At 73.0% G+C, this 13,585-nt stretch carries 12 protein-coding genes; 4 read left to right on the top strand and 8 right to left on the bottom strand.

Translation table 11 applies throughout. The features are described 5' to 3' along the window. Positions 1–219: 219 nt before the first annotated feature. A complete protein-coding gene (locus tag RM445_RS13110; RefSeq protein WP_311556497.1) occupies positions 220–2,523 on the bottom strand; it encodes a transketolase-like TK C-terminal-containing protein in 2,304 nt (767 codons plus the stop codon). 123 nt (positions 2,524–2,646) lie between these two features. On the opposite strand from RM445_RS13110, the gene RM445_RS13105 reads away from it, so the two are divergent. Next, entirely contained in the window at positions 2,647–3,132 is a 486-nt protein-coding gene (locus RM445_RS13105) for an Lrp/AsnC family transcriptional regulator (protein ID WP_311556496.1), read from the top strand. 87 nt (positions 3,133–3,219) lie between these two features. Here RM445_RS13105 and RM445_RS13100 read toward each other — a convergent pair whose 3' ends face one another. Genes RM445_RS13100 through RM445_RS13090 form a run of 3 tightly spaced genes read right to left on the bottom strand, consistent with a single transcriptional unit; the run spans position 3,220 to position 7,722 of the window. Next, the gene (locus RM445_RS13100; protein WP_311556495.1) at positions 3,220–4,560 is read right to left on the bottom strand and encodes a (Fe-S)-binding protein; all 1,341 of its coding nucleotides are present in this window, start codon (positions 4,558–4,560) and stop codon (positions 3,220–3,222) included. Next, positions 4,557–5,939 (bottom strand): FAD-binding oxidoreductase, encoded by a 1,383-nt coding sequence (locus RM445_RS13095; RefSeq protein ID WP_311556494.1) that lies wholly within the window; start codon positions 5,937–5,939, stop codon positions 4,557–4,559. Before RM445_RS13095 ends, RM445_RS13100 begins: the two co-directional genes overlap by 4 nt. A gap of 58 nt (positions 5,940–5,997) precedes the next feature. Next, on the bottom strand, positions 5,998–7,722 hold the full coding sequence (locus tag RM445_RS13090; protein WP_311556493.1) for an L-lactate permease: 1,725 nt from the start codon (positions 7,720–7,722) through the stop codon (positions 5,998–6,000). A gap of 181 nt (positions 7,723–7,903) precedes the next feature. Between RM445_RS13090 and RM445_RS13085 the strand changes: the two genes are divergently transcribed. Continuing rightward, the gene (locus tag RM445_RS13085; protein WP_311556492.1) at positions 7,904–8,089 is read left to right on the top strand and encodes a hypothetical protein; all 186 of its coding nucleotides are present in this window, start codon (positions 7,904–7,906) and stop codon (positions 8,087–8,089) included. 83 nt (positions 8,090–8,172) lie between these two features. On the opposite strand, the gene RM445_RS13080 is transcribed toward RM445_RS13085, so the two are convergent. Together RM445_RS13080 and pta are read right to left on the bottom strand one after the other, a co-directional pair. Continuing rightward, on the bottom strand, positions 8,173–9,372 hold the full coding sequence (locus RM445_RS13080; protein WP_311556491.1) for an acetate/propionate family kinase: 1,200 nt from the start codon (positions 9,370–9,372) through the stop codon (positions 8,173–8,175). After that, positions 9,369–11,561 (bottom strand): phosphate acetyltransferase, encoded by a 2,193-nt coding sequence (pta, locus tag RM445_RS13075; protein ID WP_311556490.1) that lies wholly within the window; start codon positions 11,559–11,561, stop codon positions 9,369–9,371. The genes RM445_RS13080 and pta overlap by 4 nt, the downstream gene beginning before the upstream one ends. A 119-nt stretch (positions 11,562–11,680) precedes the next feature. On the opposite strand from pta, the gene RM445_RS13070 reads away from it, so the two are divergent. Then, positions 11,681–12,301 carry an AAA family ATPase gene (locus tag RM445_RS13070; protein WP_311556489.1) on the top strand — a complete coding sequence of 207 codons (621 nt, stop codon included), beginning with the start codon at positions 11,681–11,683 and terminating at the stop codon, positions 12,299–12,301. Then, positions 12,298–12,711 (top strand): hypothetical protein, encoded by a 414-nt coding sequence (locus tag RM445_RS13065; RefSeq protein ID WP_311556488.1) that lies wholly within the window; start codon positions 12,298–12,300, stop codon positions 12,709–12,711. Before RM445_RS13070 ends, RM445_RS13065 begins: the two co-directional genes overlap by 4 nt. Positions 12,712–12,724: 13 nt before the next feature. On the opposite strand, the gene RM445_RS13060 is transcribed toward RM445_RS13065, so the two are convergent. Both RM445_RS13060 and RM445_RS13055 read right to left on the bottom strand, forming a co-directional pair. Beyond that, on the bottom strand, positions 12,725–13,354 hold the full coding sequence (locus tag RM445_RS13060) for a TetR/AcrR family transcriptional regulator (RefSeq protein WP_311556487.1): 630 nt from the start codon (positions 13,352–13,354) through the stop codon (positions 12,725–12,727). A 32-nt stretch (positions 13,355–13,386) separates the two neighbouring features. Beyond that, on the bottom strand, positions 13,387–13,581 hold the full coding sequence (locus RM445_RS13055; RefSeq protein WP_311556486.1) for a ferredoxin: 195 nt from the start codon (positions 13,579–13,581) through the stop codon (positions 13,387–13,389). Positions 13,582–13,585 lie beyond the last annotated feature (4 nt).

Genomic DNA, 13,585 nt, shown 5'->3' with positions numbered 1-13,585 from the left:
GGCGGATCGGCGGGCGGCCCGGCGACCGCATCGCCGGTCGTCCCGTGATCGTGACCATCCATCCTGGCTGCCGCCCCACCTGACACCTCCATGATCGAGGTGTTGCGAGGATCGGTTGAATCCACCCATGGCGGTATCCCCTCGGTGTCGGCGTCCAGGAGAGGACGGGGAGCCGTCCTTTCCTGGAGTGGCCGACCCCCGGCCGGAATACCTGCCGGGCTACACGAGGTCGAGCGCGGCGGCCACCACGCTGTCGGCGTCGAGGCCGTGGTGGCGGTGGACCGACTCGAGGTCGCCCGACTGCCCGAACCTCGTGACGCCCAGGTGTGCCGCCCGCATCGCGTGGACGCCCGCGAGGAAGGCCAGCGTGTGCGGATGGCCGTCGAGCAGTGTCACCAGTGGCGCGGCCCGCCGGGCCGGGAACGCCGCGTCGAGGATCCAGCTCTCGCCGTCGCCGCGCCCACCGCGGGCCTGGACCGCGTCGAAGAGCAGACCCGGGCTGGTCACGCAGACGACGTCCGCGCCGTGCCCGAGCGCGGCCAGCCGGTCCGCGGCGGCCAGCGCCTCCGGCACGGACGCGCCCATGACGGCGATCGTGACCGCCGGTTGGCCGTCGGCCCGGCGGAGCAGGTACGCGCCCGCCACGACCTGGCGCCGTCGCCGCTCCCGGGCGGCCGGGTCGTCCGGCACGGCGGCGAGCGCCTGGTCGACGGGCCGCGTCGAGAGCCTCAGGTATGCCGACGTGCCGTCGGGGCGGCCGAGCCGGGCCAACGAGGCCAGCAGCGTCCACTCGACCTCGATCGCGAACGCCGGCTCGTAGGTGGTGCAGCCCGGCTGTTCCAACCCGACCGACGGTGTCGAGATGGACTGGTGTGCGCCGCCCTCCGGCGCCAGGGTCACTCCGGACGGCGTGCCGACCAGGATCGACTGCCCGCCCGCGTAGATGCCGAACGACCACGGCTCCAGCGCGCGCTCGACGAACGGGTCGTAGAGCACCCCGATCGGGAGCAGGGGCTGCCCCCAGCGGCTCCAGGTGGCGCCCAGCTCGCCGAGCAGGCCGACGAGGTTGATCTCGGCGATGCCCAGCTCCAGGTGCTGGCCGGTGGGGCGTTCGCGCCAGTGCAGGATCGTCTCGGGGTCGTCGGCGAACCAGTCGACGCGCTCGCGGGCGGCCCACACCCCGACCTTGTTGACCCAGCCGCCCAGGTTGGTCGACGAGCTGACGTCCGGGGCGAGCGTCACCACGCGGGCCGCGGCCTCGGGCGCCGACCGGGTGAGGTCGAGCAACGCGCGCCCGAGCGCGGCCTGGGTGGTGGCGGTGCCCGACGGGGTGCGGCCGAGGTCGGCGGGGACGGCGGGCGGTGCGGCGACCGGGACCGGGTCGCGACGCAGCCGGGCGGCGACGTCGCCGCACAGCGAGGCCTCGGCGGACTCGTCCGCGAACGGCGCCCACGGGTCGTCGGAGTCGGTCCCGAGCCGCTCCGCGAGCTCGCCGAACTGGGCCGCGGTGAGCAGGGACGAGTGGTTCTGGGGATGCCCCTCGGTGGCGAGGCCGTGCCCCTTGACGGTGTAGGCGAAGATCACTGTGGGCCGGGTGTCGTCGATCGCGGTGAAGGCCTCGCCGAGCGCGTCGAGGTCGTGGCCGCCGAGATTGCGGACGGCGGCGCGCAGGGCGGCGTCGTCGAGGGTGCCGACCAGGGCGAGCAGGTCCGGGTCGTCCCCGGGCAGGCGTTCACGCAGCTGCGCGTCGGTGCAGCGCAGCAGGCGCTGGTACTCGGGGTTCGACATCTCGTCGATGCGCGCGCGCAGGGCGTCGCCGCCGGGGCGGACGAACAGCTCCTGCAGCAGGTGCCCGTACTTGACCGTCAGCACCTGCCATCCGGCGGCGGCGAACATGCCCTGCAGCCGGGTGGCGCCGAGGATGGGGACGACCCGGTCCAGGCTCTGCCGGTTGAGGTCCACGACCCAGACGACCTCGCCCAGCTCCCCGACCATCGGGTCGAGCACGGCCTCCCAGCAGGCGCCCTCGTCCAGTTCGGCGTCGCCGACCAGGGAGTACTGCCGGCCGCTCCCGGCCGCGTCGTCGAACCTCCCGACGTAGCGACGGGCCAGCGCTCCCCAGATCGGCGCGGTCGCCCCGATCCCGACCGACCCCGTCGAGTAGTCGACGGGGTCGGGGTCCTTCGCGCGGCTCGGGTAGCTCTGCAGCCCGCCGAACTCGCGCAGGGTGGTCAGGTACTCGGCGGGCAGCTCACCGAGCAGGTGGTTGATCGCGTGCAGCACCGGCGAGGCGTGCGGCTTGACCGACACCCGGTCCTGCGGGCGGAGGTGCCGGAACCACAGCTCGGTCATGATCGTCGTCATCGAGGCGCTGGAGGCCTGGTGCCCGCCGACCTTGAGCCCGGACGGATTGGGGCGGACGCGGTTGGCGTGGTGCACGATCGCGGTGGCGAGCCAGAGGACGCGGCGCTCCACGGCGGCGAGGACGGCGGTGTCCCGGTCGGCGGCGGCTGCGGTGCTCATCGGCTTCTCCTTCGCGGTCTGTCCGTTGATGGCAACATTTCCTCGCCTCGTGCACAACCACTAGTGTCTGCATTGAGCAGATCGCTCGATCTCCGTACACCGCACCTCGGAAGGGTGGGCACCGTGCCCGGTTCCGACGGCGTCGTCGACGGCACGGACGCCCGGCTGTTGCGCGCACTCTCCGCGAGCCCCCGAGCGACGGTGCTCGCGCTGGCAGAGGCCACCGGGCTCTCCCGCAACACCGTGCAGGCCCGGCTCGCCGCGCTCGAGGCACGCGGAGTGCTGGGCTCGTTCGAGCGCCGGATCGACCCGGCGGCGCTGGGTTACCCACTGGCCGCGTTCGTGCAGGTGCGGGTGACCCAGCGACGGCTCGACGCCGTCGCCGCGGCGCTGGCGGCCGTACCGGAGGTCGTCGAGGTGCTCGGGACGTCCGGGGAGATGGACCTGCTGGTACAGGTCGTCGCCCGGGACGCCGACGACCTGTACCGCGTGGCCGGGGCGCTGCTCGCGATCGACGGCGTGGAGCGGACGTCGACGTCGCTGGTGATGCGTCGGCTGGTCGACCACCGCCTGGACCCCCTGCTGCGCCGCCTCGCCGAGGACCGGTGACGCGAGGCTGATGTAGATGTCAGGAAGGCCACCTTCAAGGCGTGTGACGTCCTGAAGGTGGCCTTCCTGACATATCGAAGCTGCGGTTCAGGCGCTCCAGCCGCTCGTCGTCTCCGCCCCGGCGTCCTTGCGCAGCCGGAACACCCGCCGCACCCGCTGCCCCGAGGGCAGCTGGACCTGCGGGAGCCGGGCGGCCAGCGGGAGCCCCGTCGGCAGCGCCCGCCCGCCCGCCGCGGCGACCAGCAGGTCGGCCAGGTGCACGGCGCGGATCCGGCTCTTGCGCCGGGCCAGCCCGGTCTGCCACTGGCGCAGGCAGCCCGGGTTAACCGCCACCACGTAGTCGACGCCGGCCGCCTCGACCGCGTCGAGCTTCGGGTCGAGCACCCGCCGGGCGTCCTTCGGCCGCAACAGCGAGTAGGTGCCGGCCGATCCGCAGCACGAGCCGTCGCCCTTGACGGGCACGAAGTCCGCGACCGCCCCGAGCAGCGCCCGCGGCTCTGCGAACACGCCCAACCCGTTGCGCAGGTGGCAGGAGTCCTGGATCGCCACCCGCGCCCGGCGGCGGCCGCCCTTCCCGTCGTCGACGGTCAGCTCCCCGATCGGCTCGTACCCGGCCTTGACCAGGTGCTCCGAGAGCTCGTGCACACGGTCGCGGCCCAGCACGGTCGCGAGGTGCGCCGCGCATCCGCCCGCGGTCGTCACGATGACCCCGGGCAGCTCCTCCCCCAGCTTTTCCGCCAGCGCGATGCCGCCCGCCGAGTCGCCGTTGTGGGCGTGCAGTGCGCCGCAGCACCCCTGGTTCTCCGGCACGGCGATCTGCGGCAGCAGCTTCTGCACGGCCTTGCTCACGCCGGGGAACAGGCCCCGCTCGAAGCAGCCGAGCATCAGCGTGAGCGGTGCCGCGGGCGTCGCGCCGTTGCTCGAGGTGCCGACTCGCTCTGACGAACGTGCCGACTCGCGGGTACGCGCCGGACGGCGGACCGCGCCGATCAGCCGGACGAGCGGCTTGCGGTCGACGACCATCATCAGCGCCCGCGCCAGCGGCGGGCGGTGCACGCCGCGCCACTGGTGGTCGCGCCACGTCTCCAGCAGGTGCCCGTACTGCACCCCTGCCGGGCACACCGGCTCGCAGGCCCGGCAGCCGAGGCAGAACGACGCCTCCGTCTGCAGCCGGTCGTCGTCCGCGTCGAGCTTTCCGGTCTCCAGCGCCCGCATCAGCGTGATCCGCCCACGCGGCGACGAGCCCTCGTCCTTGGTCAGCGCATACGTGGGGCAGGCGGGCAGGCAGAACCCGCAGGAGATGCAGCGGTCGAGCAGCTGCGGGTCGAAGATGTTGCCTCCGTGCGCCGGAGCACCGTGGTCGCCGGTCCCGTGGCTGCCGTGCGCCGCGGTCCCGGCGCCGGGCTTCTTCGGATCCAGAGTGGTCATGAACCCAACTTCCCGGGGTTGAGGATCCCGGCCGGGTCGAACGCGGCCTTGATCCGGCGTAGCAGGGCCATCTGGTCCGCCCCGAGCCGGTCGGTCAGGTACGGCAGCTTCGCCGCGCCGACCCCGTGCTCCCCGGTGATCGTGCCCTCCATCCCGATCGCGGCCTTGAAGATGTCGCCGAAGGCCTCGTGGGCCCGCTTGATCCCGTCGTCGTCGTGCTGGTCGACGACGATCGTCGGATGCAGGTTGCCGTCGCCGGCATGGCCGAAGGTGGCCACCGGGACGTCGTGCGACGCCGCGATGGCGTCGATCCGGCCGACCATCTCCGCGAGCCGCGGGCGCGGCACCGTGGCGTCCTCCAGGATCGTCATCGTCCCCAGCCGCGACAGCGCCGGCAGCGAGCACCGGCGCGCCTCGAGCAGCGCCTGGGCGCGGGCGATGTTCTCCGCCAGGGTCACCTCCATCGCCTTCGTGTCGGTGCAGATCTCGCCGATGCGGGTCAGGTTGCGCTCGACGACGTCCTCGGCGCCGTCGTCGCCGAACAGAAGCAACGCACCGGCGTCGCTCCGCAGCCCCAGGTGCGCGTACTCCTCGACGGCCCCGATGCACTTGGCGTCGAGGAACTCCAGCGTCGCCGGCACGATCCCGGCGCCGATGATCGCGCCGACCGCGGTTCCGGCGTCGGACAAGGTCGGGAAGTACGCCACGCCCGTGTTGGTCGAGGCCGGCATCGGCAGCAGCGCGACCGTCACCTCCGTCAGCACTCCGAGGGTGCCCTCGGAGCCGGTGAGCAGCCGAGTGAGGTCGTAGCCCGCGACGTCCTTCCACAGCCGGCCACCGGTCTTGATGATCTCGCCGGTGGGCAGCACCGCGGTGGCGCCGAGAACGTAGTTGCGGGTGACGCCGTACTTGAGCCCGCGCAGCCCGCCTGCGCAGGTGGCGACGTTGCCCCCGACGGTGGAGACGGTGCGGCTGCCCGGGTCCGGCGCGTACAGCAGGCCCTTGGCGGCGGCTGCGTCGGAGAGCGCGGTGGTGGTGACGCCGGTCTCGACCCGGGCGAGCAGCTCGTCCGAGCTGACCTCCAGGATCTCGTCCATCCGCGTCAGCACCAGGACGATCCCGCCGCGGTCGGCGAGGGTCCCCGCACACAGGTTCGACCCGGCGCCGCGCGGCACCACCGGCACGTGCCGGGCGGTGGCCAGCTTGAGGATCGCGGCCACCTCCTCGGCGGTGCGCGGCCAGACGACCGCGTCGGGGACGGCGCGGAACGTCGGGGTGGCGTCGCGGGAGTAGGGCTCGACGTCGCCGGCCTCGGTGCGGACGAAGTCCGCTCCGACGATCGCCTCGAGTTCGCGGATCACACGGAGGTCCACGGTCATCTCGCGGTCCTATCAGTTGTCGCAGTCGTGGTGGGATTGCGTCTCAGATCGGTACATCTCAGGGCAGCATCCAGCCGAGCACCGGCGTGGACTGCAGACCGACGAGCAGGCACAGCAGCACCAGCAGGCCGACGCTCCACAGCACGCACTTGCGGAACAGGTCGGACTCGCGCCCGACGACACCGACCGCGGTGGCGGCGATCGTCAGGTTCTGGGGGCTGATCATCTTCCCGACGACGCCACCGGAGGTGTTGGCGGCCACCAGCAGGCTCGGGTCGAGCCCCGCCTTCTCCGCCGCGGTCTGCTGCAGGGTCGCGAAGAGCGCATTCGCCGACGTGTCCGAGCCGGTCACCGCGGTGCCGAGCCAGCCGAGGATCGGCGACAGGAACGCGAACGCCGCCCCGGTGCCCGCGATCCAGGTGCCGACCGTGGTCGTCTGGCCCGAGAGGTTCATGACGTAGGCCAGGGCGAGCACGCTCGCGACCGTGAGGAAGGCGAAGCGCAGCTTGACCGCCGTCGCGATGAACTCCCCCGCCGCCTTGGCCGGCGACAGCCGGTAGACCAGCGCCGTGAGGATCCCGCAGATCAGCAGGAGAGTGCCGGGCGACGACAGCCACTGGAAGTTGTAGACGGTGGTGCTGACGGCCTTGCCCGCGGGGCTGAGGACGTTGCCGTCCAGCCCGGGCCACTTGATCTTCCAGTCGGTCGCCGCGAGCGCCTTCGTCAGCGGTGCGACCAGCTTGGCCAGGCAGAACACGGCGATTACCAGCAGGTACGGGAGGAAAGCCATGAACAGCCGTCCGCCGGAGAGGCGCGCCGACTCGGCCACCGGGGCCTGCTCGACGGTGCGGGTCGTTCCTGCGCCGGTCCCGCCACTGCCGCCGAGCGCGGTCTCGTCGCGGTCCCGGGTACCGGTCCCCGCGGTCTCCTCGGCCGACTGGATGCGCAGCCGCTCCCTGGCCTCCTCACCGCCCTGCGGGGTCCAGAACCGCAGCACGACCACGGCGGCGGCCAGGCCCAGCAAGGACGCGATGATGTCGGTCAGCTCGACCGAGATGTAGTTCGACGCGACGAACTGGGCGATCGCGAACGTCACGCCGACCGACAGGGCGACGGGCCACGTCTGGCGCACCCCCCGGGCGCCGTCGACGAGCAGGACGAGCAGCAGCGGCACGATGAACGCGAGCAGCGGGGTCTGCCGGCCGACGTAGGCGCCGATCTCCTGGTACGGGATGCCGGTGAGCGCGCCGGCCGTGATGATCGGCGTGCCGATCGCGCCGAAGGCGACGGGCGCCGTGTTCGCGAGCAGGACCACCACCGCCGCCCGGATCGGCGCGAAGCCCAGCCCCATGAGCATCACGCCGGTGATCGCCACCGGGGCGCCGAACCCGGCGAGGGCTTCCATCAGTCCGCCGAAGCAGAACGCGATGATGATGGCCTGGCAGCGCGGGTCGTCGGAGATGTAGCCGAACGCCGTGCGCAGGTCGTCGAAGCGCCCGCTGACCACCGTGAGTTGATACAGCCAGATCGCGGTGAAGACGATCCACATGATCGGGAAGAGGCCGAAGACGGCGCCCTCGGTGGCCGACAACAGGGCGAGCCCGACGGGCATCCGGTAGGCGGCGACCGCGACGATGATCGCGACCGCGACGGAGGCGAGCCCGGCCCAGTGCGCCTTGACGCGCAGCCAGCCGAGCAGGACGAAGATCGTGAGGAGTGGGAGCAGGGCGACGAGCGCGGAGACGGTCAAGCTCCCGAGTGGGGCGAGATCCTGCTGGAACATGTGGTGGGCTCCGGATCGTGGTCGACGATGACGAACTCCGTGGCGGCGGTTCTGAGAGCGGGATCACACGGTATGACCGAAGACCTCTCCGGTCGAGCCGTAGCGGACGGCTGGCGGCCGGTCACCCGCTCGCTCACCTGTCAGCTCATGGTCGAGGCCGTCGAGGCGCAGATCCTCAGCGGTGCGCTCAAGGTCGGCGACCACCTGCCGCCGGAGCGCGAGCTGGCCACGCTGCGCGGAGCTGGCCGCGTTGCACGCGGCGCCGCCGGAGCTGGACCGGATCCGCGTGGTGCTCGACCGCATGGACGACCTGTCGCTGGCGGCCGACACCCTCGAGCGCCACATCCGCGGCTTCTGGTCGGGCTGAGCGGCCGGCCGCGGCCCGCGTAGCGCGCGTGGATGTAGCGAAAGCGGCTTTCGGTGCACTCAACGCACTGAACGCCACTTTCGCTACATCGGCGCGGCTCCCCGGACCACCGCGAGGGTCTGCTCGGCGATCTCCAGCTCCTCGTCCGTCGGCACCACCAGCACGGCCACGGCGCTGCCGTCCGCCGAGATCGTCCGGGTCTCCCGCGACCGCTCCGCGTTGCGCGCCTCGTCCGGTTCGACCCCGAGCACGCCCAGCCCGGCGCACACCCGCGCCCGGACGTCGGCGTCGTTCTCACCGATCCCCGCCGTGAACACCAGCGCGTCCAGCCTGCCCAACGCCGCCGCGTACGCCCCGACGGTGCACCGGATCCGGTAGCAGAACACGTCGAGCGCCTCGGCCGCGTCGGCGTCCCCGGCGTCGGCGCGGGCGTGCACCTCGCGCAGGTCGTTCGAGCCCGCGAGGCCCCTCATCCCGCTCTCCTTGTTGAGCAGGGTGTCGATCGCGTCGAGGTCCAGGCCGCCCTCGCGGTGCAGGTGCGCCACGATCCCCGGGTCGAGGTCGCCGCTGCGCGTGCCCATCACCAACCCGCCGAGCGGGGTCAGCCCCATCGACGTGTCGATGCTCCGCCCGCCCGCGACGGCCGCGGCGCTGCAGCCGTTGCCCAGGTGCAGGGTGACCAGGGTCAGTTCCTCGAGGGGACGGCCGAGGTGTGCGGCGGCGGCGCGCGCGACGTAGGCGTGCGACGTGCCGTGGAAGCCGTAGCGGCGGATCCGCAGCCGGTCGGCCAGGTCGCGGGGCAGCGCGTAGCGCCACGCGTGCGGCGGCATCGCGGCGTGGAAGGCGGTGTCGAACACCGCGACCTGCGGCGTGTCCGGGTACCGGCTGCGGGCCACCTCGATCCCGGCGATGTTCGCCGGGTTGTGCAGCGGAGCCAGCGGCACGAGGTCGCGGATCTCGGCGAGCACGTCGTCGTCGACGACGGTGGGCCCGGAGAAGCGGTCGCCGCCGTGCACCACCCGGTGCCCCACCGCGAACGGTGCCTCGGTCAGGCCACCCGTGCGCTCGAACGCGGCGAGCACCCGGTCCAGCGCCGCACCGTGGTCGGGGATCTTCCCCTCTTCGGTCAGCTCGTCGGCACCGGAGGCGCGGTGGACGAGGCGACCCTCGGCCTCCCCGATCCGCTCGACCAGTCCGGACGCCGCCACCAACCGGTCGTCCATGTCGATGAGCTGGTACTTCAACGACGAGGAGCCGGCGTTCAGCACGAGGACGGGGATCACGTCGACTCCATGTTCTGGGCCTGGATGGCGGTGATCGCCACGGTGTTGACGATGTCGGGCACCAGCGCTCCGCGCGACAGGTCGTTCACCGGCTTGTTCAGCCCCTGGAGCACCGGCCCGATCGCGAGGGCGCCCGCCGAGCGCTGCACCGCCTTGTACGTGTTGTTGCCGGTGTTGAGGTCGGGGAAGACGAACACCGTGGCCCGCCCCGCGACCGCGCTGCCCGGCAGCTTCGTCCGCGCGACGTCCGGGTCGACGGCCGCGTCGTACTGGATCGGGCCCTCGATCGGCAGGTCCGGTCGCAGTGCGCGCGCCAGCTCGGTGCCCGCCCGCACCTTGTCGACGTCCGCTCCGGTCCCCGACTCCCCCGTCGAGTACGACAGCATCGCCACCCGGGGCTCGATGCCGAACATCAACGCGGTGTCGGCCGCCGACACGGCGATGTCGGCGAGCTGCTCGGGGTTCGGGTCGGGCACCACCGCGCAGTCGCCGTAGACGAGCACGCGGTCGGCCAGGCACATGAGGAAGACGCTGGAGACGACCCGGCGGCCCGGTGCGGTCCGGATGAACTCGAACGCCGGCCGGATCGTGTGTGCGGTGGTGTGCGCGGCGCCCGAGACCATGCCGTCGGCGAGCCCCTTGTGGATCATCATCGTGCCGAAGTACGACACGTCGCCCATCTGGTCGAAGGCCATCTGGGCGGTGACGCCCTTGTGCTTGCGCAGGTCGTGGTAGGTCCCGGCGAACTCCTCGCGGTACGGCGAGGTCAGCGGGTCCACGATCCGCACTCCCGGCAGCGTGAGCCCGAGCGTCGCGGCCCGCGCACGGATGTCGCGCTCGACGCCGAGCACCGTCAGGTCCACCACACCGCGCAGGAGCAGTTGATCGGCGGCACGCAGGATCCGGTCGTCGTTGCCCTCGGGCAGCACGATGTGGCGGCGGTCGGCCTTCGCCCGCTCGATGAGGGCGTGCTCGAACATCAGCGGCGTCATCCGCGTGGGGCGTGCCAGGTCGATCCGCTCGACGAGCGCCGCGGTGTCGACGTTCTCCTCGAACAGGCCGATCGCGGCAGCGATCTTGCTCGCGCTCTGCGCGGTGATCGCCCCGCGCACACCGGTGACGGCGCGCGCCACCGTGTAGGTGTCGCCGTCGACGGCCACCACGGGGATCCCCGCGTCGCCGTAGCCCTCGACGAGCCGGCACACCGCGGGCGGGACCTCACCGCCGGTCAGCACCAGCCCGGCCACACCGGGATAGGTGCCCGACAGGTGCGCGGCGAGGCTCCCGGCGATGATGTCCACGCGGTCGCCCGGGGTGATCACCAGGTCGCCCTCGACGATGCGCTCGAGGAAGTGCTCCAGCCCCATCGCCCCCACGATCAGCCGGCCGACCTCGCGGTGCGCCCCGCCCTCGCCGTCGCCGTCGACGGGCTGCAGGTAGCGCGCGTCGAGCGCCTGGGCGACCTCCGCGACCGTGGGCGCCGCGAGCATCGGCAACTCCGGGACCGCCGCGGCGACGATCTCACCCGCCACCTCGGGCAACCCGGCGCGCACGGCGTCCAGGACGCTGGGGCTCACGCGGTTGGCCACGACGCCGATCAGCGTGCAGCCCCGTTCGCGCAGCGTGGTGATGCCCTGGCCGACCAGGTCGAGCACCTGCTCGGCCGACCGCCGGGCCCCGTTGACGACGAGCAGTACGGGGGCGCCGAGGTGGTTGGCCGAGTCGACGTTGAGGACGAGCTCCACCGCGAGCGACGCCTCCGTGAAGTCGCTGCCCTCGACGATCACGACGTCCGGCGGCCCGGTGGTGGCAGCGGTCACCGCGGCGTCCGCCACCGCCGAGGGCGCGGCCTCCCCGCCGGCGACCGGCTGCTGCCTGCTCGTGCTGCCGTCGGCGACCGCCCGGTAGCCGTCGAGCACGCGCTTGAGCAGGTCCCCGTAGGCCCCTTCGGCGGCGACGTCGTGCAGGTCGTCCGAGCTGAGCGCGTACGACTCCCGGTAGCTCTGGGCGAGACGGAACCGCTCGATCACGAGCTCGACGTCGGCGTCCCGCGCCGATCCCGAGCCGATCAGTGGCCGGAAGTACCCCAGTCTCCCCGCACGACGGGAGAGCACCTCCGCCAGCCCGAGGACCACGGCCGACTTGCCGCTCCCCGGCTCCAGCGCGGTGACGTACACGTTGCGGGCCACGTGGCTCCTCCAGTCACCTCGCCGGACAACTCGCGCCGGCCGGACAGCTCGCGGTCGCCTTCCCCGGGAGCGCGGAGGATAAGCGCCCTTCGCCCAGATTGCGGCCCTACTCTCGAAGCATGGAACCGCCCGCCCCGCGAGCCGCTCCGGCCTGGGTCGTCGCCGGGCCGCCCGGCTCCGGGAAGTCCACTGTGGCGGCCGCACTGCTCGCCGTCCTCGAACCGGTGCCGGCGCTCCTGGACAAGGACACGATGTACGGCGGGTTCGTCGCAACGACGCTGGCGGCGGGCGGGCGCCCACCGGGCGAGCGCGAGGGGCCCTGGTACGACCGGCACGTCAAGGTCCACGAGTACGCCGGGATGGCCGCGACCGCCCGCGAGATCCGCGCCCACGGCTGCCCTGTGCTGCTGTCCGGACCGTTCACCACGCAGATCCACGAACGCCCCGCGTGGGCGGAGTTCGTCGATGCGCTGGGTGGCGAGCCGGTGCGGCTGGTGTGGGTCCGCTCGGACGCCGCGACACTGCGCGCCCGGCTGGAGCAGCGCGGCTCACCGCGCGACACCGGCAAGCTCGCCACCTTCGACGCCTTCCTCGCCGCGATGCGGATCGACGTGACGCCCGCCGCACCCCACGTCGAGATCGACAACCGGCTGGGCGCCCCGGACCTCGCCGGCCAACTGCGGACGGTTCCCTCGTTCGGCCTCGAGCCGGGCACCCGCTCGGTAGGCTCCGCGACGTGACTCAGCCACCCGACCCGGAGGCCCGCCTCGCGCGGCTGGAGGCGCGGGTCGAGGAGGTCGCCGCCGACGCGGCGGCGGCGCGGCACCTTGCTGCGGCGCACGACCGCGACATCGCCGATGTCGGGGTGAAGGTCAACGCCTGCCGGGCCGCGATCAACGCCCTGGGCATCCAGACCGCCGAACGCTTCGACCGCGTCGAACGCCGGCTCGGTGGCGTGGAGGGCCGGCTCGGTGGCGTGGAAGGCCGAATCGGCGGGCTGGAGCAGCGGGTCGACGTGCTGGAGACGAAGGTGGACGAGGGGTTCGCGCAGATGCACCGCGGATTCGCGCAGATGCGCCACGGCTTCGACCAGACCGCCGCCGGCTTCGCCCGCATCGCCACGTTGATCGAGGCGCTCGGGCCGCGCTGAACCGGACCCGAAGTCAGCGGCGGGCGGGCAGCGGGACGGGCGCGGGCCGCATGCCGTCGAGCAGCAGCGCGAGGTAGCGGCGCCAGTCCCCGCTCGCGGCGTCGGTCTTCACCGCACCGTTGCCCCCGACGTCGCGGCGGATCGTCGCCAGCACCATGACGACCGCGACGGCCACGTCGCGCGGCTCCAGCTCCGGACGGACCAGGCCTGCGGCCCGCGCCCGGCTGAGCAGCCGGTCCAGCCGGTGCAGATACCGGTCGACGACGTCGACGTCGATCCCACCGGCCGCATGGGCGAGCGCGACGACGTCACGGTGCGCCGCGACCGCCGCCACGCTCGCCTCGAGGGTGGCCGCGAGGTCGCGCCACGGGTCGTCGGTCTCGACCGCGGCGACCGGTTCGATCTCCGCAGCGAGCACGTGCGCGACGACGGCCCGGACCAGCTGGTCGCGGTTGCGGAACCGCCGGTACACCGTCGCGACGCCCACGCCGGCCCGCCGCGCCACCTCGTCGAGCGTCACGTCGCCGCCGAGCTCGGCGAAGGCCGCGGCGGCGGCCGCGACAATGCGTTCCTGGTTGCGTGCGGCGTCCAGGCGCAGGCCACGCTCCCCCGCCCCTGTGCCGTCACCGGGCGGGTCCGTCACGGGCGCACGGTAGCAGCGGGTCGGCAGCATGATCAGTCTTCGATACGGCGCAGGGCCCCGGACGGGCAGCCCGCCACCGCCCGCGCGGCGGCGTCGGCGTGCTCCGGAGGGACATCGGCCTCCAGGACCACGACGATCCCGTCGTCGCCCTGGTCGAACACCTCTTCGGCGTTCATCACGCACATCCCGGCGCCGATGCAGATGTCCCGGTCGGCTTCGATCTTCATATCC

Source organism: Pseudonocardia charpentierae (assembly GCF_031845345.1).
Classification (GTDB): domain Bacteria; phylum Actinomycetota; class Actinomycetes; order Mycobacteriales; family Pseudonocardiaceae; genus Pseudonocardia; species Pseudonocardia charpentierae.
This window is presented reverse-complemented; position numbering and strand designations above follow the sequence as displayed.